Here is a 21,169-nt window from a genome sequence, read left to right as displayed (position 1 = left end):
TAGCCCGTTCAGGCGGCCTGCAGGCGGCCCAGGATGAAACCGTCCACGGCGCTGCTGCGGCCGCGCCACAGCGTCGGCTGGCCCGCGATCGGCGTGCCGTCCGCGGTGAAGAACAGGGCGTCGGCCAGGTGGATGTAGTTGGGCAGGGGTTCGGCCGGTTGCGGCAGCCGGAACACGTCGCCCAGTTCCGACAGCGAGGAGCGCACCGATTCCCGCGCCTGGTCGTCCATGTCCGACAGCGAATCGGCGAAGGCTTCGGCGAAACGGTCGAAGTACTCGGCGCCCGACACGATCGAACCGGACACCAGCATGCCGCCCATCTGCAGCGTCACGCCGATGCCCTTGAGCTGGCCGCCATTGTTCACCAGGTTCACCAGGAACTGCAGGAAAACGTCGGCTGGCGGCGCGGCGACGGCGGGGGCGGGCTGGGATGAGGTGGGGGTCGGTTCGAAATTCATGACGGCACAGGCTCCGGAATGTGCGAGGGAGTCACAAGATACTCGAACTGCGGCGGGCGCGCATCGGGGCAATCGGCGGAGAAACAGCCGGATCGGGCGTCATTCCGGTGCATCGGTCCGGCGGCCGGGAGAGTAACTTGCGAACCATCGTGTTTTCCTCAGACTAGGCTGACCATGATCACCGTGAATTCCAGGAATGCCGCCGACGCGGCCGATCCCCGCCAATCTTCGTCGTTCGCCGCGGGCGCCGGCGAGGCCTTCCGCGCCGCGTTCCAGGACGCGCAGCAGCGCGGCGCCTCGGCGCTGGGCGGTGGCGTGCGCGGCGCTTCGCCGGGCGCCGCCTCGGAGTCCGAGCAGGAATTCATGGACTATGCCTCCATGTCGCTGCAGGACAAGATGTTCTACGCGGCGCTGGCCTCCCTCGGGATCTCGAAGAAGGACTACGACGCGATGTCGGCGGCCGACAAGCTCAAGATCGCCGAAAAGGTCTCGCTGGTCATGCAGCAATTGGCCAGGGCCGAACAGGCCAAGCAGGCCGATCAGGCGCGTTCCGGCGCCTGATCGGCGCGCGCCGTGGCGCCGCCGGCGTTACGGCGCGGGCGGCGTCAATCCGCCCGTTGTCGACGCCTGTTCGCGCGCGGCATGGCGCTGCAGCATGCGGTCGACGCGTTCGCTCGCCTGCCGCAGGCGCTGCGCCAGCGCCGTGGGCGCCAATACATCGAACTCCACGTCCAGCGACATCAGCCAGTAGGCCAGCGCGTCCGGTGACTGGCCCGCGCAGCGCAGCAGGCAGCGGCCGGGGTCGAGCGTTTCGAGATCGCCAGCCCATGGCGGAATGCGCGTCGCCATCGCTGCCCGCGGCGCGTGCAGGATGACGCGGGCGTCTTCGGCGTTGGGCGCCTGGCCCACCGATCGCGCGACATACGCGCGCAGGTCGCCGCCGTCGGGCGGCGGCCGTGGGCGGAAATGCGCGCCCGGTGTCACGCCGCCGGCGATGCGGTCGAGCCGGAACGTGCGCCAGTCGTCGCGCGCCGGATCCCAGGCGACCAGGTACCAGCGCCAGCCCGTGTGCGCCAGCCCCTGCGGCTCGACCTGGCGCGTGCTGGCCTGGCCACGGCCGTCGATGTAGTCGAAGCTCACGCGCAACTGGTCGCGGCAGGCGGCCGCCAGCGCGGCCAGCAGGCCCGCATCCACCGACGGCGTGTGGCGCGCCAGCGGCACCAGCGCCGAGCGCAACGCATCCACCTTATGCCGCAACCGCGCCGGCATCACCTGTTCCAGTTTGACCAGCGCCCGCAGCGCGGCTTCCTCGATGCCGGCAACCGTGCCGGTGGCGGCGGTGCGCAGGGTGATCGCCACCGTCAGGGCCTCGTCGTCATCCAGCAGCAGGGGCGGCAGCGCGTGCCCGGCGCGAAAGGCGTAGCCGCCGGCCACACCGCTGCTGGCCTGGATCGGGTAGCCCAATTCACGCAGCCGGTCGATATCGCGCCGCAGGGTGCGCGGGTGCACCGCGAGCGCCTGCGCCAGCTCGCCGCCGGCCCAGTGGCGGCGGGTCTGCAGGAGGGACAGCAGGCGCAGGAGACGGTTGCTGGAGGTGAGCATGGCGTGACGGTAAAGCAAATCGAGGGCGGAATCTGTCCGCAATTGATTCTACAGTTCACGCCATCGCCGGTGGCCATGGTGCCGCGGCGGGAATCCACGAAACCGGAGTATTTCCCATGTCCATCGTCTTTTATTGGCACCCCCAGTCCAGCGCTTCCCCGATCGCCGCCGCCCTGGCCGAACTGCAGGTTCCTCACGAGCGTGTAAAGGTTGACATCCGCGCCGGCGAACAGCGCCGTCCCGAATTCCTGGCGATCAATCCGAATGGCAAGGTGCCGACGCTGACCGTGGACGGCGCGCCCCTGTTCGAAGCGTTGGCGATCCAGTTGTGGCTGGGCGAGCAATGGGGCGTCGAGCGCGGCCTGTGGCCCGCCGCGGGCACGCCGCAACGGCTCGCCGCGATGTCCTGGAGCGCGTGGGCTTATGTATCGTACGGCGCGGTGCTGTGGCGCCTGTTCCACGTCGGCCACGGCGAGGAAGGCCAACGCGATCCGCGCCACGCGGAGCGGGCGCGGGCCGACCTGGACGTCTTGCTGGCGGTGTTGGATGGCCACCTGACGCGCCAGGCCTGGATGCTGGGCGACGAATACTCGTTGGCCGACCTGGTGGTGGGCTCGGTGATCGGCTACAGCACGATGCTCGGGGCGCCGGTGGCGGCGCACCCGAAGGTGCAGGCTTGGCTGGCCAAGGTGCAGGCGCGGCCAGCCATGCAGATCGACCGCTGAGGCGGCGTTGCCGCCCCGGCGCCTACCAGCCCCAGCAGGTGCCCGCGGCCGGCTTGCCGCAGGCGCGATAGTTGACGGCGAACCACAGCTTGCCGGCGCCGCGCGGGCTGCCGTCGGCCTTGACGTCGTTGCGCGGCAATTCTTCCAGCGTGTCGCGCGCCGTCTTGGTGGGCGAGCCGCTGGGAGCGCCCGCCACCAGCGGGATGCGGCCCAGGCTGGCGGCCGTGCGGTCCTGGAAAACGATGTCGGTGTCGGCCAGCGCCGTCATCTTCAGGGCGGCGTTGCGCACGGCGGCGGCATAGCCGTCGTTGGCGCCGGTGGGCGCCAGCGCCGCGCTCAGCGTGCTGACCGTCAGGATCTGCGCGGGCGTGGCCGGCGCCACCATCGCGTACTGGTCCAGGCCGGGCAGCAGATTGGCGGCCACCTGGCGGCGGAGCCAGTCGCCCCACAGGAATTCGGCGAATTCCGGCAGGCTGCCGTTGCTGTAGGCGATGTCGCGGGTGAAGTACACCAGCGAGCGGTAGCGGTCTTCCTGCATGCCGCCGGGTTCCTGCGCGTTGGCGATGCCCACGCGCGTAGGTAACTGGTCCACGGTGATGGGCTGGTTCTGGCCGTCGCGCAGCCAGGCCTTGCGCTCATCGACCATGCGCTGCCAGAAGGCCGCGGCGGTGCCGGCGCCGCTGTAGTTGGCGTCGACCTTGACCCACACCGGCAGCTTGGGGCCGCCATCGAAGATCTCGCGCAGCGACGAGAACGTGTGATGGCCGTCGGTCAGGTACAGGTTGCCGTCCCACCCCACCACCACCGTCTTCAGGTTGGCGGGGTTGGCCCCGAACGCGGCCGTGCAACTGAAGGTCGTCGGCTGGTCCAGGCGGGCGGCCTGCAGTTGGGCGATGGAGGTGAACGCCTGTGACGTGGTGGCGCCCATGTCCTCGCAATAATCGCTGAACTTCTTGCCGACCGTGCGGTTCAGGTAGTCCAGTTGCTTGGTCGCGTCGGCCGCCCAGGTGGGGCGGTTGAAGTCGCCCTGCCAGCGGCCCAGCTTGTAGTAGATCTGGTCATAGCCGATCGCGGCCTGGGTCGGGCGCAGTTCCTCGATGCGCACCTTGATCACGTCGCCCGGCCGCGCCGACAGGTAGGCCGGGTTGCGCGTGTCGGTCGGTGGCGCCGGATTCTGCGCGACGGGGCTGTCGTCGTCACCATCCTTGCTGCCGTTGCAGGCTGCCAGCAGCAGCGGCAGCGCGGCCAGGGCGAGGATCCGCAGCGCGGGGCGCCAGCGCGCGGCGAAAGGGCGGGGAAGGTCGGAGTCGGGCGTGCGGGGCATGGATGAGCGTATCGGGTTCGACAGGGGGAGTGTCCAATGATGACAGCTACGTGTTTCGTGTTCATTGCATTGTCACGCCAGGCGTTGTTCAAGGCGCCGCGCGACGGGCCCGGACCCAATGCTAAGATCGCCGCCAATGACCGCGCCACCGCTCCAGACCCCTCTCGCGGCCGAACTGGCCGAACTCGCCCGCACGCTGGGCAACGCCCACCGCCTGGTGCTGCTCGAGCATATCGCGCAGGGCGAGCGCCCGGTCGAACGGCTGGCCGAATTGTCAGGCCTGTCGGTCGCCAACACTTCGCAGCATCTGCAGCAATTGCGCCGCGCCGGTTTCGTTGCGACCCGGCGCGATGGCAAGCATGTGTATTACCGGCTCGGCACCGCGCCCATCGCCGGGCTGCTCAATGCGCTCGGGGCCGTGGCGCAGCACAACCGCAGCGAGATCCGCCGCCTGGTGGCCGACAGCCAGGATCGTCGCGACGGCCTCGAGGCCATCTCGCGCGACGAACTGCTCAGCCGCCTGGGCGAAGGCGGCATGACGCTGCTGGACGTGCGGCCGGCCGACGAATTCGCGCAAGGCCACCTGCCCGGGGCCCTCAACATCCCCGCCGATGAACTGCTCGAGCGGCTCGGCGAATTGCCGGCCGGGCACGAGATCGTGGCCTATTGCCGCGGCCCGTTCTGCGTGCTGTCCTCCGACGCCGTCGCCACGTTGCGCGCGCACGGCCTGCGCGCCCGCCGGCTCGACGCCGGCTTTCCCGACTGGCGCGCCAGCAGCAGCCAGAGCGCCAGTCCCAGCCATGCCAGCGACAGCGGCCGCGGCGTGTCGAAAGGCAGCCATGAGGTGGCCGCCAAACCCACGCCCAGCAGGCTGTAGTAGGCCAGGCCGAACAAGGCGCCGGCGCGTCCCAGGCAATGCCCGTAGCGCCGCAGCGCCGGTCCCAGCAGGTTGGGTATCGCCAGGCCATAGCCCGCGAACAGCGGCAGCGCCGTGGCGGCCCATAGCCAGCCCGGTTCCGGACGCCAGGCCATGGCGGCGGCCTGCGCCGCCGCGCCAAGCGCGACGCAACGCAGGCCGTAGCGCACCCGGCGCTCGGCATCGGCCGAGGCGGGCAGCCGGCGGTTGGCGGCGGCGCCCAGGCTGCCGACCAGCGCCACGCCCAGGCCCACCCAGCCAAAGCCCAGCCCGGGCAGCGGGCCCGTCATGAACGGCCCGGCGGCATAGAAGGAAAACACCAGCAGGTTCAGGCCGGCCACCCGCAGCACCGCCAGGCGCAGCGCGCCGTCGGCCAGCATGGCGCGGCCCAGCGCCGCCAGCGGTGTGTGCCCTGCCGTGGCTGGCCGGGTCTCGTGCCAGCGCCAGGCGACCGATCCCAGCAGCAACGTGACCGTCGCGGCGAGCGCCGCCAGCACCCCGGCATAGCCTTGCCGGTCGGCCAGCCATTGGCCCGTCAGGGGCCCGACGGCGGGCGACCACGCCAGCACCGTGCCCAGCGTGACGAAGTAGCGCGTCAGCCGCGGGCCGCTCAGGCAATCGCGCAGCGCAGTCTGCGTCACCACCGAGCAGGCTGCCAGACCCAGCGCCTGGACAAAGCGGCCGGGCAGCAGCCAGCCGTAGTGCGGCGCGGCCAACGCGCCCAGCGTACCGGCCAGCCCGGTGGCCAGACCGGCCAGCATCGCGGGGCGGCGGCCCCACATGTCCGCCAGATGCCCCCACAGCAACACCCCGGCGGCAAAACCGATAAAGAACACGCCCATGACCGGCTGCGTGGCGGCGGCGTCCAGGCGCCAATGGCGCGCCAGGTCTGGCAGGGCGGGGGCGAGAATGGTCTCGGCGATCTGCGGCAGGGCCAGCAGCGCGATGATGAGCCAGGGCGGGGGCAGGGCGCCTTGGGCGGGCGCGAAAGCAGGATGGGATGACATGCGACGACCGTGATGCGAAAAGTCGCTAGCGTAGGCGCGCGGGGGCGTGCAAAATCACGATATCGCGCCATAAAACATCGTCAATCGGACATGCCCGCCTATCTCCCCGACGCCGTCGAAGATCCGGACCTCGTCGCCTGCCCCGTGGTGGGCATGGCGATCGACACGCGCGCGCACGCGTCCGACTGGCATGCGCATCAGCGCGCGCAGTTGCTGTATCAGGCCGAAGGCGGGGTGACCCTGTATCTCACCGACCGGGTGGGGCAACTGGCGCCGCTGCAGGCGGCCTGGCTGCCGGCCGGCTGCGTGCATCGCACGGCCATGCAGGGCACATTTGCGTATCGCAGCCTGTATTTCGATGTGTCGGTCTATCCCGGCCTGCCGCGCGAGCCGCAAATCCTCGACGTCAATCCGCTGTTGCGCGAGCTGATCGTGCGCGTCACGCAATGGCCATCCGACCGGCCGCTGGATGGGCCGCGACAGCGCCTGGTGGGCGCATTGCTGGATGAACTGGCCGCCGCGCCCGCGGCGCCGCTGCACCTGCCCATGCCGCGCGACCGGCGGCTGGCGCCGATCGCGCGCGAATTGCTGGCAAACCCGGCCTGCGCGTTGTCAATCGACGACTGGGGCCGACGGGTGGGCGCCAGCGGCCGTACCCTGGCGCGCGCATTCCTGGCGGAGACCGGCCTGCCGTTCACGCGCTGGCGCACGCAATGCCGCCTGCTGATGGCGCGGGCCCGGCTGGCCGAAGGCGCGTCCGTCACGGAAGTGGCGCACGCCGTGGGCTATGCCAGCGACAGCGCCTTCATTGCCATGTACCGGCGCGCCTACGGCGAGCCGCCGGGGCGCCGGCAGCGCCGGCGCGACCCGTTGCCTTAGAACACGTGGCGGATGCCGACGCCGGCGGCGGTGCTCTTGAGGCCGTCGATGAACGCGTAGTCCTTGCCGTACGAACCATAGGCGTACAGGTTGGTGCGCTTGGACAGGTCGTAGGTGTAGCCCACGCTCCAGACGTTCATGTTGGCGTCGCCGCCGGTCAGGCGGTCGTTGGACGGCGAGACGTGCTGCCATGATGCGAACAGGCTGCTGGCGCCGCCCACGGGCATCGTCGCGCCCAGCATGTAGGCATTAGCCTTGAAGCCGTCCACGTAGCGGTTGGTGCCGAACTCGTCGCTGAAGGGCGTGCCCGCCGGCAGGTCCTGGCCGACGAACCAGCCGTCGGTGGTGCGGCCATAGGCGGCGGCAAGCTTCACCACTTCCAGGTCGTACGATGCGCCGATCGCGTACTGGCGCGGCGTGGCGCCGTGGTCGATGGAGGCGCGGTTCGAGCCGTTGAGCTGGTCGTAGGTCAGCGTGACGTTGACCGGACCTTCAACGTAGCGCAGGCCGGCGGTGATGCCGCGCGAGTTGTCGTTGGTGCGGAAATGGGTCTCGTCGCTGTTGGTATCGTCGACGTTGAACGAATAGCCCGCGGCGAACTGGAAGCCGCTCATCGAGGGGCTGCGGTACATCACCATGTTGTCCCAGCGCATGGTGTTGGCCGCGCTGAAACCCAGGCCCAGGTTCGATTGGGTGTAGCTGGTGTAGAAGGGGTCGATGTCGGCCAGGTAGTTCGAGCCGACCGTGGCCTGGCGGCCGAATTCGATCGTGCCCCAGGCGTCGTTGGCCAGCCCGAGGGTGGCCTGGCGACCAAACAGGCGACCGCTCTGGCCGCGGGTGCCGTTGCCCGAATCGAAACCGCTTTCCAGCGTGAACACGGCGCGCAGGCCATCGCCCAGGTCTTCGGATCCGCGCAGGCCCCAGCGGGAGCCGGCCTGGATGCCGTTGATCATGCCGAGCTTGCTGCCGTCATAGCCATTGCCCTTGATCTTGTTGTAGCCAATGCCGGTGTCGATGACACCATAGAGAGTGACTGACGTTTCTGCCTGAGCGACGCCTGCAAAAGTGGTCAACATTGCGGCTGCGAGCAGCGTCTTTTTCATCCGTGGAACTCCTTGCTGTAGAGGGGAAAAAATAAAGGGAACAACACGTTGAGCATGACGCCCAACGCGGTTCCCAAACCCTAGTGTAGGTCAAAAAGTCCTATTTCCTGCCAAAAACCGTGATTTTCTGTCTATTTGTATCGGAATCATGGGTCCGTTCTTCCCCCAAAGCCGGGCAAACGGGCCAGGGCGCTGCGTATCGCCATAGGCCAAGGCAAAAAAAAACCGCCACGGAGCGGGTCCGTGGCGGTGTCTTGCGCATGAGGCCGGCAGGGCCGGCTTGGCGCGGATGCTTAGAACAGGTGGCGCAGGCCGATGCCGCCGGCGCTGCTCTTCATGCCTTCGATGAAGGCATAGTTCTTGCCGTACGAACCGTAGGCGTAAATCATGGTGCGCTTGGACAGGTCGTAGGTGTAGCCCACGCTCCAGATGTTCATGGTGGCGTCGTCGCCAGTCAGCTTGTCGTTGGACGGGGAGACGTGCTGCCACGAGCTGAACAGGTTGCTCGTGCCGCCCAGCGGGAGGGTCGCGCCCAGCATGTACGAATTGGCCTTGAAGCCGCCCGCGTAGTGCATGGTGCCGAGCTTGTCGTTGAGCGCCGGGTTGGCCGCCAGGTCCTGGCCGACGAACCAGCCGTCGGTGGTGCGGCCGTAGGCGGCGGCCAGTTTCAGCACTTCGAGGTCGTACGAGGCCGCCACGGCGTACTGGCGAGGCTTGACCGAATGGTCGAATTCCACCCGCTCGCCGTCGACCATGACAGGGGCGCCCTCGGCATCGAGCTTGCGCGCCGAGTTCGAGCTGTTGAGCTGGTCATAGGTCAGCGAGACGTTCAGCGGGCCTTGGACGTAGCGCAGGCCGGCGGTGATGCCGCGCGCGTTGTCCGCGGTGGCGAAGCCGCTCTGGTTGTCGTCGCTGCTGTCGGCGTTGAAGGAGTAGCCCAGTGCGAACTGGAAGCCGTCAGTCCAGGCGCTGCGGTACATGACCATGTTGTCCCAGCGCATGGTGTTGGCGGCGCTGAAGGACGTGCCGATGTTGGCCTGGGTGAAGCTGGTGTAGAAGGGGTCGATTTCAGCCAGGAAGGTGCCGCCGACGGTGGTCTGGCGGCCGAACTCCAGCGAGCCCCAACTGTCGTTGGCCAGGCCGACGGTGGCCTGGCGATTGAACAGGCGGCCTTGTTGCGCCGTGCCGTTGCCCGAGTCGAAGCCGCTTTCGACCGTGAACATGGCGCGCAGGCCGTCGCCCAGGTCTTCCGAGCCGCGCAGGCCCCAGCGCGAGCCGGCCTGGACCCCGTTGATCATGCCGATGCGGCTGGCGCCGACGTCTTTACGCAGAGGCTGGCCGGCAGCGTTGTTGCCGGCGTCGACGGTGCCAGAAACCTTGTTGTAGCCGATGCCGGTGTCGATGACACCATAGAGCGTGACCGACGTTTCCGCCTGGGCAATGCCAGCAAAGGCGGTCAGCATGGCGGCTGCGAGCAGCGATTTTTTCATCCGGAGAACTCCTTGAGTGGGGATGGCAAGGGGAACGAAGCGGCGGGCTTGCGGCCCGCCCTGTTCCCGATTGCCTGTGTAGATTGCACTCAAGCATTCTCGGCCAACCGTCACGTATTTCCGGTCATCTGCGTCGATTGTCGGACTGATTGACGGGGGCTCGTCCCTCTCTGGTGAGGCGCTTTCGCAACAGGGGCCAGTCAGCGGCGCGCGCGCAGCCGCCGTTCCTCGCGCACCACGATGCCGGCGCCGACGATGATCATCGCGGCCAGGGCGTACCAGGTGATGGCGTAGACCAGGTGGTTGTTGGGAAAGGTCAGCGTCGTCAGGCCGCCGACCGGCGCCTGCGTCGGATCGCGGCCGGCGCCGGGGGCGGCGTCGGCGTCGATGAAGTAGGGCGCCACCTCGCCCAGCCCGCGCGCCTGGGCGATGGCGGGCAGGTCACGCGAATACCAGAGGTTGGCGGCCGGATCGTTGTTGCGCAGGAAGCCGTTGCCCGGCTCGCCCATGCGCAGCAGGCCGTCGACCTTGACCGGCCCGGCGTCGGCCTCGGCCTGGCCGCCGGCCGCCTGGCGCTTGCGCCATTCGGGCAGCACGAAGCCGCGGTTGACCAGCACCGTGCCGCCGCCATCAGCCAGTTGCAGCGGCGTCATGACCCAGTAGCCGCTGCCCAATTCGGTGGCGGCCTGCACCAGCGTCTGCTTGTCGTACTGGTAGGCGCCGCTGGCCGACACGCGGCGGTATTCGGCGTTGTCGGAGGTCAGGGCCGGCCAGTCGGCGCGCGCGGGGGCGGGCGTGGCGGGCGCGTGCGCCCGCTGCTCCACCTGCGCGATCAGGTTCTGCTTCCAGGCCAGGCGATGCACCTGCCAGGTGCCAAGGGCGCACAGGCCCGCGAACAGCGCGGCCGCAACCACGCCCAGGATGACCAGGGTGGTTGCGCTGCGGGGATTGCGGGGGGTGTCGCCGGAATGCGTAGAGTCTTTTGTTGCCGCCATCACGTCAGGGCATATTCCGCATGTCGTGGATCGACATGGGCATCATGTTGGAGTTCAAGTGGTACATGATCCAGATGGATCCGCTGAGCGTGATCACGACCAGCACCAGCGTGAATATTAACGCCAACATGTTCCAGCCGCTTTCGGACTTGGCATCCATGTGCAGGAAATAGATGATGTGCACCACGATCTGCACCGCCGCGAACGCCAGGATGATCAGCGCCGTGGTGCGCGAGCTTTCGAACACTCGGTCCATCACCAGCCAGAACGGGATGGCGGTCAGGATGGCCGCCAGGATGAAGCCGGTGACGTAGCTTTTCAGGGTGCCATGGGCGGCGCCGTCGTCATCGTCGTGATGGCCGTGATCGTGGCCGTGGCCGGCGTGGTCGGCATGGGCGTTCATGGCAGCACTCCCATCAGGTAGACAAAGGTGAACACGCCGACCCAGATCAGGTCCAGGAAGTGCCAGAACATCGACAGGCACATCAGCCGGCGGCGGTTCTCGGGGATCAGGCCGTGCATGCGCACCTGCACCATCATCGTCACCAGCCAGACGATGCCGAACGTGACGTGCAGCCCGTGCGTGCCCACCAGGGTGAAGAACGACGACAGGAAGGCGCTGCGCTGCGGCCCGGCGCCGATGTGGATCAGATGCGCGAACTCATACAGTTCCAGCGACAGGAAGCCCAGCCCCAGCAGGCCGGTGACCGCCAGCCAGCCTTGCGTGGCGCCGACCCGGTTGCGCCGCATCTCCAGCATGGCGAAGCCGTAGGTGATGGACGACAGCAGCAGCAGCGAGGTATTGACCGCCACCAGCGGCAGGTCGAACAGGTCGGCGCCGGACGGGCCGGCGGCGTAGTTGCGCCCCAGCACGCCGTAGGTGGCGAACAGGCAGGCGAAGATGAGACAGTCGCTCATCAGATACACCCAGAAGCCCAGCAGCGTGCCGTTCTTCGGGTGGTGCTCGCCGGCCACGTGGAACACGGGCTCCGGGGGCGGCGTGGCGCCGCCGGGCAGGGTGGGGGCCAGGGTATCAGACATGTTTCGCCAACAGGTGGGTGCGGGCGTCCTCCGTGCGCACGACCTCGTCGGCCGGCACGTAGTACTCGCGCTTGTAGTTGAAGGTATGGACGATGGACACGACGATCAGCGCGGCAAGCGACAGCACCGCCAGCGGCCACATGTGCCAGATCAGCGCGAAGCCCATCACCACGCTGATGGCCGCCAGCACGATGCCGGCCCAGGTGTTCTTGGGCATGTGGATGGGGATGAAGCCGGCCTGCGGGCGCTGGTAGCCGTGCTGCTTCATCTGCCACCAGGCATCCTGGTCATGCACGCGCGGCGTGAAGGCGAAGTTGTAATTGGGCGGCGGCGAGGAGGTGGACCATTCCAGCGTGCGGCCGTCCCACGGGTCGCCGGTAAAGTCGCGCAGCGATTCGCGGCGCCGGTAGCTCACCACCAACTGGATCAGGAAGCAGGCGATGCCGATGGCGATCAGGAAGGCGCCGAACGCGGCCACCTGGAACCAGATCTGCAGCGACATGTCCTCGAAATGGTTGACGCGGCGCGTCACGCCCATCAGGCCCAGCACGTACAGCGGCATGAAGGCGAAGTAGAAGCCCACCAGCCAGAACCAGAACGAGCACTTGCCCCAGAACGGATCGAGCTTGTAGCCGAAGGCCTTGGGGAACCAGTAGGTGATGCCGGCCATCAGCCCGAACAGCACGCCGCCGATGATGACGTTGTGGAAGTGGGCGATCAGGAACAGGCTGTTGTGCAGCGCGAAGTCGGCCGGCGGCACCGCCAGCAGCACGCCCGTCATGCCGCCGATCACGAAGGTGACCATGAAGCCCAGCGTCCACAGCATCGGCACCTCGAAGCGGATGCGGCCGCGGTACATGGTGAACAGCCAGTTGAAGATCTTGGCGCCGGTCGGGATCGAGATGATCATGGTGGTGATCCCGAAGAACGAGTTCACGCTGGCCCCGGATCCCATGGTGAAGAAGTGGTGCAGCCACACCAGGTACGACAGCACCGTGATCACGACCGTGGCGTACACCATCGATGCGTAGCCGAACAGGCGCTTGCGGCAGAAGGTGGCGACCACCTCCGAGAAGATGCCGAAGGCCGGCAGGATCAAAATGTAGACCTCGGGGTGGCCCCAGATCCAGATCAGGTTCACGTACATCATGGCGTTGCCGCCGAAGTCGGCCGTGAAGAAGTTGGTGCCGACGTAGCGGTCCATCGACAGCAGCGCCAGCACCGCCGTCAGCACCGGGAACGCCGCCACGATCAGCACGTTGGTGCACAGCGCGGTCCAGGTGAAGATCGGCATGCGCATCAGCGACATGCCGGGCGCGCGCATCTTGACGATGGTGACCAGCAGGTTTACCCCGGACAGCAATGTGCCGACCCCCGCGATCTGCAAGGCCCATATGTAGTAGTCGACCCCCACGTCCGGACTCTGCGCGATGCCCGATAAAGGCGGATACGCCAGCCAGCCGGTGCGGGCGAACTCGCCGACGAACAGCGACATCATCACCAGCACCACGCCGCCGGTGGTCATCCAGAAGCTGAAGTTGTTCAGGAACGGAAAGGCCACGTCGCGCGCGCCGATCTGCAGCGGCACCACGTAGTTCATCAACCCCGTGACCAGCGGCATGGCCACGAAGAAGATCATGATGACGCCGTGCGCCGTGAAGATCTGGTCGTAGTGGTGCGGCGGCAGGTAGCCGGTGGAATCGCCGAAAGCCACGGCCTGCTGCAGCCGCATCATGATGGCGTCGGCGAAGCCGCGCAGCAGCATCACCAGGCCCAGGATCATGTACATGATGCCGATCTTCTTGTGGTCGATGCTGGTGAACCATTCGCGCCACAGGTAGGCCCACTTGCGGTAGTAGGTGATGGCCCCCAGCACCACGATGCCGCCGATCGCCACCATGGCGAAGGTGGCCAGCAGGATCGGCTCGTGGAAGGGGATGGCGTCCCAGGTCAGGCGACCGAAGATCAGCTTGGTGAGGTCTGGTTGATCAGTCATCTTGGTTTCCAGGGCTCGGTTTCCAGGGGGAAGACCTTGATTTCACGCGATGCGACGCTGCGCCGGCGCGGGCGTGTGGGCTACAGCGCCAACTCCGCCGCCGAGGTGCACATGGCGCCGACATACTTGCGCGGCGGCGTATCGGCCAGGCCCAGGCGCTCGCGCGTGGCCTCGTCCAGGCTGGCGATGTTGCGCGCGCCGGGAATGCCCATGCCGCCGCCGGCGTCGATCGCCATGGCGTCCTTCATGCACATGCGGTTCGGTTCCACGCAGCGATTGACGATGGCGTCGAACAGGCCGGGCGCGACGCTGGCGTAGCGCTGCACCGGGTTGCGTTCGCTGGGCTGTTCCAGTTTCAGGTAGGTGTCGCGGCCGAGCGTGGCGCCGGAGGCGCGGGCGTCGGCGATCCACTTGTCGAAGCCCTGCTGGTCCAGGCCGTGGAAGCGAAAGCGCATGCCGGAAAAGCCCGCGCCGCTGTAGTTGGCCGACAGGCCTTCGTATTCGCCGGGGTGGTTGATGACCGCGTGCAGCGTCGTCTGCATGCCCGGCATGGCGTAGATCTGGCCGGCCAGCGCCGGGATGAAGAAGGAGTTCATCACCGTGGACGAGGTGATCTTGAACTGGATCGGGCGGTCGACCGGCGCGGCCATTTCATTGACCGCGGCCACGCCCTGTTCGGGGTAGAGGAACAGCCACTTCCAGTCCAGCGCCACCACTTCGACCACCAGCGGCTTGGTGCCGGCCGGCACTTCGCGGCCTTCGGACAGGCGCGCCAGCGGGCGGTAGGGATCGAGCTGGTGGGTGCTGACCCAGGTGAGCGCGCCCAGCGCGATGATGATCAGCAGCGGCGCCGCCCAGATCAGCAGCTCCAGCATGGTGGAGTGGTTCCAGTCGGGGTCGTAGTGCGCGTCGCGGTTGCTGGCGCGATAGCGCCACGCGAACAGGAAGGTCAGGAAGATCACCGGCACGATGATCAGCAGCATCAGGCCGGTGGAGATGATGATCAGGTTGCGCTGCTGCACCGCGATGTCGCCTGATGGCGAAAGCAACACCGCATTGCATCCGGAGAGCAATGGCAGGGCGGCTAACAGCAACAATCCGCGGAACCTTGGGAAAGACGGCATGGCCATACCCCGAAACGTAACCGTGGGAGGTAAACGCAACACTACGCTGGAAGCCGCGAAAAATCTAGGGTAAAAAGAGCAAAAGTATGCACGGAAAGGCGTGCGGGGCAGGGCCGGGCGAGATCGCGCCGCGGTCCGCGGGGCCTTGGCGCATGTGCGTACGAGTGTGTTGCAAAAAGCGTAGACAAGGCGTTTTTCAAAACCTCCTTTCAGCGAGCACTCACATGGCGACCACCACGCAGTATCCCGGTCATGCCTCTGCCTTGCCCGGTCCGGGCGCGACAGGGGGCGCAGCCAGCCACGCCAAGGTGGCGCCGGGCGAAATCGCCGTGGGGGTCGTCATCGGACGCGCCTCCGAATATTTCGACTTCTTCGTCTTCGGCATCGCCTGCGTGCTGGTGTTTCCACGGGTGTTTTTCCCGTTCGAACCGCAGCTCGAAGGCACGCTGTGGGCCTTCGTCATCTTCTCGTTCGCGTTCATTGCGCGTCCCATCGGCACGGCGGTGTCGATGGCGATCCAGCGGCGCTGGGGGCGCGGCACCAAGCTCACCATCGCGCTGTTCCTGCTGGGCACCGCCACGGTCGGCATGGCCTTCCTGCCGGGCTACAACGTCATCGGCTCGCACGCCATCGTGCTGCTGGCGGTGTTCCGCTGCCTGCAGGGGCTGGCCTTCGGCGGCTCCTGGGACGGGCTGCCGTCCTTGCTGGCCCTGAACGCGCCGCCCCAGCGCCGCGGCTGGTACGCGATGCTGGGCCAGTTGGGCGCGCCTATCGGCTTCATGATCGCCAGCGCGCTGTTCCTGTTCCTGCACCTGACGCTGACCGAGGCGGACTTTCTCGACTGGGGCTGGCGCTATCCGTTCTTCGTCGCCTTCGCCATCAACGTGGTGGCGCTGTTCGCGCGGCTGCGGCTGGTGCTGACCGAGGAATACACGCAATTGCTCGAAGAAGGCGAACTGGAACCCATCAGCACCACGCAGATGGTGCGCGAGCAAGGCTATAACCTGTTCCTGGGCGCGTTCGCGGCGCTGGCCAGCTATGCGCTGTTCCACCTGGTAACGGTGTTCCCGCTGTCGTGGATCGCGGTCAGCGCCACGCAGCAGATCTCCGATGTGCTGATCGTGCAGATCATCGGCGCGGGCGTGGGCATCCTGGGCACCATCGCCTCGGGCTGGATCGCCGACCGCATCGGCCGGCGCACCACGCTGGGCCTGCTGGCCGCGCTGATCGGCGTGTTCGCGCTGTTCACGCCATGGCTGCTGGGCGGCAGCCCCAAGGCGCAGGATGCGTTCATCCTGATCGGCTTCGCGCTGCTGGGGCTGTCGTACGGCCAGGCGTCGGGCACGGTGACGGCCAATTTCACCAAGCGTTTCCGTTACACCGGCGCGGCGCTTACCACCGACATGGCCTGGCTGGTCGGCGCGGCCTTCGCGCCGCTGGTGGCGCTGGGCCTGTCGGCGCGTTTCGGGCTGGTGGCGGTCAGCATCTACCTGCTGTCGGGCACCGCCTGCACGCTGCTGGCGCTGCGCATCAACAAGGCGCTAGAAACGCGTGACTGACGGGAAGATGACGCCAGTACGCGGCAGCGACACGGGGACTTCGTTCAATTGGGCGCGCGCCCTGGTGCTGGGCGCGTTGCTGATCGCCATCGCCATGTATCGGCCGCTGGATCCGCAGGTCATTCCGGCCTGGTATCGCGCCGCGGGCGACGCGTTCTTTGTCATCGTATGCATGCTGGCCGCGGCGCTGGGCCGTGGCGCGGGCTTTCGCGATATCTGGTCGCGCGGCTTCGTCTCCGGTTTCCTGCTCTACAGCCCGGCCTGGCTGCAAGGCGGTACGGCGCCTGCGGCCGCGCCGTGGCTGCCGACCTTGCTGGTCGGACTATTGCTCGCCTGGCCTTTGCTGTGGCTGTGCGAGGCGCTGTGGTGGCGGCGCGGGACGCGCGGCGCCTGATCCCGGAAAAGATCGCCGCGCCCGAGGGCGCGGCAGGCGCGGCGCGGAACCGCCCGTCCGGGCTGTCCGCCCGCGTCGCGCGGGTCAGCGCACCGGCCAGCCGTACATCTGGCCGCCGTCGCGCCATTGCGCGTTCAGGCCGCGCGGCAGCTTCATCGCGCTGGCCGTGCCCAGGTTGCGCTCAAAGCTCTCGCCATAGTTGCCGACCTGCTTGACGATGCTGTAGGCCCACTTGTCGTCCACCCCCAGGTTCTTGCCCATGCCCGGCGTCACGCCCAGGATGCGCTGCACGTTGGGGTTGTTGCTCTTGAGCTGGCTGTCGACGTTGGCCGAGGTCACGCCGAATTCCTCCGCTTCCAGCATGGCGTTCAGGGTCCAGCGCACCACGTTGAACCAGTTGTCGTCGCCCTGGCGAACCATGGGGCCGAGCGGGCTCTTGGCGATGTTCTCGTCCAGGATCAGGTAATTGTCCGGTTGCTCCAGCGTGGTGCGCGAGGCCGCCAACTGCGATTTGTCGGAGGTGAAGGCGTCACAGCGGCCGGCCGCGAAGGCGCGCACGATCTCGTCGTACTTGTCGATCACCACCGGCTTGAATCTCAGGCCGTTGGCGCGGAACCAGTCGGCCAGGTCGAGCTCGGTGACGGTGCCGGGCTGCACGCAGATGGTGGCGCCGTCCAGTTCCTTGAGCTTCTTGACGCCGAGCTTGGCGGACACCATCACGCCCTGGCTGTCGTAATAGTTCACGCCGGTGCTGATCAGGCCCAGCGTGGTATCGCGCGCCATCGTCGGCGTGACGTTGCGCGTCAGCACGTCGACCTCGCCCGATTGCAGGGCGGTGAAGCGCGCCTGCGTCGTCAACGGCGTCAGGCGGTATTTGCTTGCGTCGTTGAAGACGGTGGCGGCGATGGCGCGGCACATGTCCACGTCCAGCCCCTGCCAGTTGCCCTTGCTGTCCGGCGAGGAAAAGCCCTGGATGCCGGTGGACACGCCGCACTGCACGTAGCCGCGCTTCTTGACGGTGTCGAGGGTGGGGCCGGCGTGGGCCAGGCTGGTCACGGTGGCCAGCGCCAGGGCGCCGGCCGCGGTTCGGAATATCGGCATTGCGTTCTCCGGCCGGGTCCGGCCCGGCGCCAGGGGGAATGGCTCAGGCGCTCAGCGCGCGGGGCTTGGCGATCTGGTCCAGGCTTTCGGTCAAGGCCTGGTCCAGGATCGAGACGGCGCGGTCGATCTCGTCATTGCTGACGGTCAGCGGCGGCGCGATGCGCCAGACCGAGCCGCGCTCGGGGCGGCGGCGGATGTTCATCGACAACCCCAGCTCGAAGCAGCGCTGCGTGGTCAGGGCGCCGAGCGCGTGATACGGCTCGCGCGTGGCGCGGTCCTGCACCAGTTCCACGCCCAGCAGCAGGCCCAGGCCGCGCACGTCGCCGATGGCTTCGTGGCGCTGCTGCAGTTCCAGCAGGCCGCGGCGCAGGTAGTCGCCCTGGCGGCGGGCGCGCTCCAGCAGTTGTTCGCGTTGCAGCGTCTCCAGCACCGCCAGCCCGACGGTGGCGGGCAGCGGGTCCGAGACGTGGCTGGTGTAGAAGGTGAAGCCTTTCTCGTGCACGTCCTGTTCGATAGCGGGCGTGGTGATGGTGGCTGCCAGCGGCAGGCCGCCGCCCAGGGTCTTGGAGACGCTGATGATGTCGGGCGTGACGCCGAAGTGTTCCGAGCCGGTGCGGCAGCCGAGGCGGCCGAAGGCGGTCTGCGCCTCGTCGAAGATCAGCAGCATGCCGCGCGCGTCGGCGGCACGGCGCAGCGCCTGCATGTAGGACTTGGGCGGCACCAGCACGCCGCCGGCGCTGATCACCGGTTCGACGATGATGGCCGCGGGCCGGCCGGCCGAGGCCATGTCGAACATCTTCAGGCCGATCTCCAGGCAGGCCAGCGCCGACTGCTCGGCGTCCAGGCCGGCGATGTAGGGGCGATACGAGTTTGGCTCGGGCATGACGAACACGCCGGCCGGCGGCACGCCATAACCCTTGCGGTCGCTGGCGTAAGAGACCGAGCCGGCGCCGCTGGTGACGCCATGCCACGAGCCTCCCACCGCCAGGATCTCGAAGCCGCTCTTGTGCATCTTGGCCATGCGCAGCGCGATTTCGTTGCTCTCGGAACCGGTGTTCACGAAGATCGACTTGGTCATGCCCGCCGGCATCCAGTCGCGCGCCATCGTCGCGGCCAGTTGCGCGACGGCTTCCGGGATCATGCCGCTGAAAAAGTGGAAGGCGGTTTCTCCGGCGCGGCGCACCGCGTCGACGATGGCCGGGTGGTTGTGGCCGATGGTGGCGCACATCTGGCCCGAGGTGAAGTCCAGGATCTCGCGGCCGGTGTCGTCGCGCACCACCGTGCCCTTGGCCGACTTGAACAGGTTGGGAAAGGTGTCGCCGCCGTAGCGGATGAGGTATTCGCGGGCCGCCGCACGCAGGGTTTGATCCATGTTTACACTCCGGCAAAAGGCAGGTTCCAATGCGGAACCGACGGACGCAGTGTCTGGCGGCGCGGCGCCGGCGTCCAATGCGAAGTACGCATGCGGCGCCATGCATGGCGCGCATGACCCATGCGAATCGCGCAAGGAGCGGTATGGATACCCGGTGGCTGCAGGACTTCATCACCCTGTCGGAGCTGCGCAATTTCACGCGCGCTGCCGAGGCCCGCAATCTGTCGCAGGCGGCGTTCAGCCGCCGCATCCAGAGCCTGGAGAACTGGGCCGGCGCGCGGCTGATCGACCGTTCCGCTTTCCCGACCCAGCTCACCGAGGCGGGCGAGCGTTTCCGCGTCGCGGCCATCGAACTGGTCAACCAGTTGGTCGAGGCGCGCGCGGGCATCGCCGCCGTGCCGGCGCGCAACCAGTTGCGACTGGCGACGTCCTATGCCCTGGCGACGACCCACCTGCCGCGCTGGTGGCGCGACTGGAGCGCGGGCCAGCAGCTCAGTTGCAGCCTGCAGACGGGCAATGTGCATGACACGGTGTCGGCCTTCACCTCGGGCGCGGCCGATCTGTTGATCTGTTTCCACCAGTTGGCGCAGCCATTGCCGCTGGACCTGTCGCGCTACGACTGCCTGATGCTGGGGCGCGAGCTGATTCGGCCCTACGCGGCGCGCGCCCTGGTCGAACGCGAGCGGTTGGACCTGCCGGGCACCACGGCGCGGCCGGTGCCGTTGCTGATGTATTCGCCCAGCGTCTATTTCGCGCGCTTGATCGACGCGGCCATCGAGGGCGGGCCGGAGCCCCTGCACGGTGTGCGCCTGTTCGAGGCGGAGATGTCGGACGTGCTGGGCGACATGGCGGCGCAGGGGCTGGGCGTGGCGTGGCTGGCCGACAGCGCACTGCGGCGGCTGGAGACGGCCGACCTCGTGCCCTTGGCCAACCGCGCCTGGGACATCGAGGTGACCATCCTGGCATTCAAGGACCGCAGCGACGCGCGCGCCGCGGTCGAGGCCGTGTGGCGGCGGATGGCCGCGGCCGCTCAGCCGGCGTAGCCTTCCAGCACGTTGGCGACGTTGACGCCGACCTCGGCCACCGCGTAGCCGCCTTCCATGGTGAACACCGCGGGCAGGCCCAGCCGGGCCAGCCGCGCGCCCACCCGCAGGTAGTCGGCGCTGCGCAGCTTGAATTTCGAGATGGGGTCGCCTTCGTACGTGTCCACGCCCAGCGCGATCACCAGCGCGTCCGGCTTGAAGCGGCCGATGGCGGCCAGGCCCTGTTCCAGCGCCTCGGTCCAGCCGGCGAAGTCGGTGCCCGCCGCCAGCGGCAGGTTCAGGTTGGCGCCCAGGCCGGCGCCCTGGCCGGGTTCGTCGGCATAGCCCAGGAAGAAGGGATATTCGGTGGTCGGGTCGCCATGCACCGACACGGTCAGCACGTCGCCGCGCTCGTAGAAGAGGCTCTGCGTGCCGTTGCCGTGGTGGTAGTCGATGTCCAGCACCGCGACGCGCTCGGCGCCGGCCTCGCGCAGCGCCTGCGCCGCCAGCGCGGCGTTGTTCAGGAAGCAGTAGCCGCCGAAGAAGTCGGCGCCGGCGTGATGGCCGGGCGGGCGCGTCAGCGCCATGGCGGTGCGCGGACCGTGACCGCTGGAGACCGCGCGCGCGGCGTCGATGGCGCAGGCCGCGCCGGCGGCCGCCGCCTCCCAGGTGCCCGCCGTCAGCGGGCTGCCGCTGTCGAACGAGAACAGGCCGACGCGCGCCGCGAAGTTGCTGGGCGAGATGTCGTGGCGGAAGCCGCGCACCGGCCACACCGACGGCAGGATGTCGAGCTCGGCATTGGCCGGATCCAGCGCGATCCAGTCGGCCCAGGCGCGTTGCAGGAAGTCGACGTAGCGCGGGCTGTGCACCCGGCGGATCAGGTCCAGGTCGGGCGCGGCCGGCGCCCGCAGCGTGCCGATGCCGCGCTCGCGCAGGGCGTCCAGCACGTATTCGAGCCGGGCCGGGGTCTCGTGACAGGGCACCAGCCTGCCGCGGAACATTTCCTGGCGGCCATCGTGTTTGCCGTGGACGGGATTGTGGAAGATAAGCACGGTAGCGTC

Annotated in this window: 20 protein-coding genes and 1 pseudogene; 7 read left to right on the top strand and 14 right to left on the bottom strand. The window is 68.0% G+C overall.

Features of this window, described 5'->3' with window-relative positions; genetic code table 11:
* Window positions 1–8 precede the first annotated feature (8 nt).
* Window positions 9–458: a gas vesicle accessory protein GvpU gene (gene gvpU / locus HV783_RS08285; RefSeq protein WP_175188957.1), complete on the bottom strand. Its 450-nt coding sequence runs from the start codon at window positions 456–458 to the stop codon at window positions 9–11.
* A gap of 174 nt (window positions 459–632) precedes the next feature.
* Between gvpU and HV783_RS08280 the strand changes: the two genes are divergently transcribed.
* Entirely contained in the window at window positions 633–1,019 is a 387-nt protein-coding gene (locus tag HV783_RS08280; protein ID WP_064526990.1) for a hypothetical protein, read from the top strand.
* A 27-nt stretch (window positions 1,020–1,046) separates the two neighbouring features.
* Here the strand turns inward: HV783_RS08280 and HV783_RS08275 are convergent, their stop codons facing one another.
* Window positions 1,047–2,060: a helix-turn-helix transcriptional regulator gene (locus HV783_RS08275; RefSeq protein ID WP_175188956.1), complete on the bottom strand. Its 1,014-nt coding sequence runs from the start codon at window positions 2,058–2,060 to the stop codon at window positions 1,047–1,049.
* A 116-nt stretch (window positions 2,061–2,176) separates the two neighbouring features.
* Between HV783_RS08275 and HV783_RS08270 the strand changes: the two genes are divergently transcribed.
* Complete coding sequence (locus tag HV783_RS08270; protein WP_054500851.1) at window positions 2,177–2,785, top strand: glutathione S-transferase family protein; 609 nt, start codon at window positions 2,177–2,179, stop codon at window positions 2,783–2,785.
* Between the two features lie 22 nt (window positions 2,786–2,807).
* Here the strand turns inward: HV783_RS08270 and HV783_RS08265 are convergent, their stop codons facing one another.
* On the bottom strand, window positions 2,808–4,109 hold the full coding sequence (locus HV783_RS08265; protein ID WP_054500852.1) for a ParB/Srx family N-terminal domain-containing protein: 1,302 nt from the start codon (window positions 4,107–4,109) through the stop codon (window positions 2,808–2,810).
* Between the two features lie 136 nt (window positions 4,110–4,245).
* Here HV783_RS08265 and HV783_RS08260 point away from each other — a divergent pair, with 136 nt between their 5' ends.
* Complete coding sequence (locus HV783_RS08260) at window positions 4,246–4,986, top strand: ArsR/SmtB family transcription factor (protein ID WP_231133021.1); 741 nt, start codon at window positions 4,246–4,248, stop codon at window positions 4,984–4,986.
* Window positions 4,987–5,036: 50 nt separating this feature from the next.
* Here HV783_RS08260 and HV783_RS08255 read toward each other — a convergent pair.
* A pseudogene (locus HV783_RS08255) lies at window positions 5,037–6,032 on the bottom strand (MFS transporter); the annotation flags it as partial.
* 90 nt (window positions 6,033–6,122) lie between these two features.
* On the opposite strand from HV783_RS08255, the gene HV783_RS08250 reads away from it, so the two are divergent.
* Entirely contained in the window at window positions 6,123–6,911 is a 789-nt protein-coding gene (locus HV783_RS08250) for an AraC family transcriptional regulator (RefSeq protein ID WP_054500853.1), read from the top strand.
* Here HV783_RS08250 and HV783_RS08245 read toward each other — a convergent pair.
* From HV783_RS08245 to cyoA, 7 genes are all read right to left on the bottom strand, one after another.
* Entirely contained in the window at window positions 6,908–8,014 is a 1,107-nt protein-coding gene (locus HV783_RS08245; RefSeq protein WP_064526996.1) for a porin, read from the bottom strand. The genes HV783_RS08250 and HV783_RS08245 overlap by 4 nt on opposite strands.
* 293 nt (window positions 8,015–8,307) lie before the next feature.
* Window positions 8,308–9,504 (bottom strand): porin, encoded by a 1,197-nt coding sequence (locus HV783_RS08240; protein ID WP_175188955.1) that lies wholly within the window; start codon window positions 9,502–9,504, stop codon window positions 8,308–8,310.
* A gap of 200 nt (window positions 9,505–9,704) precedes the next feature.
* Window positions 9,705–10,499 carry an SURF1 family protein gene (locus tag HV783_RS08235; protein ID WP_144655420.1) on the bottom strand — a complete coding sequence of 265 codons (795 nt, stop codon included), beginning with the start codon at window positions 10,497–10,499 and terminating at the stop codon, window positions 9,705–9,707.
* A gap of 4 nt (window positions 10,500–10,503) precedes the next feature.
* Window positions 10,504–10,902 (bottom strand): cytochrome o ubiquinol oxidase subunit IV, encoded by a 399-nt coding sequence (gene cyoD, locus HV783_RS08230; protein WP_054415283.1) that lies wholly within the window; start codon window positions 10,900–10,902, stop codon window positions 10,504–10,506.
* Entirely contained in the window at window positions 10,899–11,540 is a 642-nt protein-coding gene (cyoC, locus tag HV783_RS08225) for a cytochrome o ubiquinol oxidase subunit III (protein WP_054428714.1), read from the bottom strand. Before cyoC ends, cyoD begins: the two co-directional genes overlap by 4 nt.
* Window positions 11,533–13,536: a cytochrome o ubiquinol oxidase subunit I gene (gene cyoB, locus HV783_RS08220; protein ID WP_175188954.1), complete on the bottom strand. Its 2,004-nt coding sequence runs from the start codon at window positions 13,534–13,536 to the stop codon at window positions 11,533–11,535. Before cyoB ends, cyoC begins: the two co-directional genes overlap by 8 nt.
* Before the next feature lie 80 nt (window positions 13,537–13,616).
* Window positions 13,617–14,660 (bottom strand): ubiquinol oxidase subunit II, encoded by a 1,044-nt coding sequence (gene cyoA / locus HV783_RS08215; protein WP_175188953.1) that lies wholly within the window; start codon window positions 14,658–14,660, stop codon window positions 13,617–13,619.
* Between the two features lie 224 nt (window positions 14,661–14,884).
* On the opposite strand from cyoA, the gene HV783_RS08210 reads away from it, so the two are divergent.
* Both HV783_RS08210 and HV783_RS08205 read left to right on the top strand, forming a co-directional pair.
* Window positions 14,885–16,219 carry an MFS transporter gene (locus HV783_RS08210; protein ID WP_064526999.1) on the top strand — a complete coding sequence of 445 codons (1,335 nt, stop codon included), beginning with the start codon at window positions 14,885–14,887 and terminating at the stop codon, window positions 16,217–16,219.
* Window positions 16,220–16,226: 7 nt separating this feature from the next.
* Window positions 16,227–16,613 carry a hypothetical protein gene (locus HV783_RS08205; RefSeq protein ID WP_054500856.1) on the top strand — a complete coding sequence of 129 codons (387 nt, stop codon included), beginning with the start codon at window positions 16,227–16,229 and terminating at the stop codon, window positions 16,611–16,613.
* An 84-nt stretch (window positions 16,614–16,697) separates the two neighbouring features.
* Here the strand turns inward: HV783_RS08205 and HV783_RS08200 are convergent, their stop codons facing one another.
* Both HV783_RS08200 and HV783_RS08195 read right to left on the bottom strand, forming a co-directional pair.
* Window positions 16,698–17,714, bottom strand: coding sequence for an amino acid ABC transporter substrate-binding protein (locus HV783_RS08200; protein ID WP_175188952.1), 1,017 nt, complete (start codon window positions 17,712–17,714; stop codon window positions 16,698–16,700).
* A gap of 43 nt (window positions 17,715–17,757) precedes the next feature.
* On the bottom strand, window positions 17,758–19,086 hold the full coding sequence (locus HV783_RS08195; protein ID WP_054428709.1) for an aspartate aminotransferase family protein: 1,329 nt from the start codon (window positions 19,084–19,086) through the stop codon (window positions 17,758–17,760).
* Between the two features lie 143 nt (window positions 19,087–19,229).
* Between HV783_RS08195 and HV783_RS08190 the strand changes: the two genes are divergently transcribed.
* Entirely contained in the window at window positions 19,230–20,129 is a 900-nt protein-coding gene (locus HV783_RS08190; protein WP_064527006.1) for a LysR family transcriptional regulator, read from the top strand.
* Here the strand turns inward: HV783_RS08190 and HV783_RS08185 are convergent.
* Window positions 20,117–21,160 (bottom strand): histone deacetylase family protein, encoded by a 1,044-nt coding sequence (locus HV783_RS08185; protein ID WP_064527008.1) that lies wholly within the window; start codon window positions 21,158–21,160, stop codon window positions 20,117–20,119. The two genes, HV783_RS08190 and HV783_RS08185, sit on opposite strands and share 13 nt — an antisense overlap.
* Between the last annotated feature and the right edge of the window lie 9 nt (window positions 21,161–21,169).

It is taken from the genome of Achromobacter dolens, from assembly GCF_902859745.1.
GTDB classification, from domain to species: Bacteria; Pseudomonadota; Gammaproteobacteria; order Burkholderiales; family Burkholderiaceae_B; genus Achromobacter; species Achromobacter dolens.
This window is presented reverse-complemented; position numbering and strand designations above follow the sequence as displayed.

Bases quoted from the DNA above. Each gene is read 5' to 3' on its own strand.
- gvpU (WP_175188957.1), bottom strand. From the start codon at position 458: ATGAATTTCGAACCGACCCCCACCTCATCCCAGCCCGCCCCCGCCGTC.
- HV783_RS08280 (WP_064526990.1), top strand. From the start codon at position 633: ATGATCACCGTGAATTCCAGGAATGCCGCCGACGCGGCCGATCCCCGC.
- HV783_RS08275 (WP_175188956.1), bottom strand. From the start codon at position 2,060: ATGCTCACCTCCAGCAACCGTCTCCTGCGCCTGCTGTCCCTCCTGCAG.
- HV783_RS08270 (WP_054500851.1), top strand. From the start codon at position 2,177: ATGTCCATCGTCTTTTATTGGCACCCCCAGTCCAGCGCTTCCCCGATC.
- HV783_RS08265 (WP_054500852.1), bottom strand. From the start codon at position 4,109: ATGCCCCGCACGCCCGACTCCGACCTTCCCCGCCCTTTCGCCGCGCGC.
- HV783_RS08260 (WP_231133021.1), top strand. From the start codon at position 4,246: ATGACCGCGCCACCGCTCCAGACCCCTCTCGCGGCCGAACTGGCCGAA.
- HV783_RS08250 (WP_054500853.1), top strand. From the start codon at position 6,123: ATGCCCGCCTATCTCCCCGACGCCGTCGAAGATCCGGACCTCGTCGCC.
- HV783_RS08245 (WP_064526996.1), bottom strand. From the start codon at position 8,014: ATGAAAAAGACGCTGCTCGCAGCCGCAATGTTGACCACTTTTGCAGGC.
- HV783_RS08240 (WP_175188955.1), bottom strand. From the start codon at position 9,504: ATGAAAAAATCGCTGCTCGCAGCCGCCATGCTGACCGCCTTTGCTGGC.
- HV783_RS08235 (WP_144655420.1), bottom strand. From the start codon at position 10,499: ATGGCGGCAACAAAAGACTCTACGCATTCCGGCGACACCCCCCGCAAT.
- cyoD (WP_054415283.1), bottom strand. From the start codon at position 10,902: ATGAACGCCCATGCCGACCACGCCGGCCACGGCCACGATCACGGCCAT.
- cyoC (WP_054428714.1), bottom strand. From the start codon at position 11,540: ATGTCTGATACCCTGGCCCCCACCCTGCCCGGCGGCGCCACGCCGCCC.
- cyoB (WP_175188954.1), bottom strand. From the start codon at position 13,536: ATGACTGATCAACCAGACCTCACCAAGCTGATCTTCGGTCGCCTGACC.
- cyoA (WP_175188953.1), bottom strand. From the start codon at position 14,660: ATGCCGTCTTTCCCAAGGTTCCGCGGATTGTTGCTGTTAGCCGCCCTG.
- HV783_RS08210 (WP_064526999.1), top strand. From the start codon at position 14,885: ATGGCGACCACCACGCAGTATCCCGGTCATGCCTCTGCCTTGCCCGGT.
- HV783_RS08205 (WP_054500856.1), top strand. From the start codon at position 16,227: ATGACGCCAGTACGCGGCAGCGACACGGGGACTTCGTTCAATTGGGCG.
- HV783_RS08200 (WP_175188952.1), bottom strand. From the start codon at position 17,714: ATGCCGATATTCCGAACCGCGGCCGGCGCCCTGGCGCTGGCCACCGTG.
- HV783_RS08195 (WP_054428709.1), bottom strand. From the start codon at position 19,086: ATGGATCAAACCCTGCGTGCGGCGGCCCGCGAATACCTCATCCGCTAC.
- HV783_RS08190 (WP_064527006.1), top strand. From the start codon at position 19,230: ATGGATACCCGGTGGCTGCAGGACTTCATCACCCTGTCGGAGCTGCGC.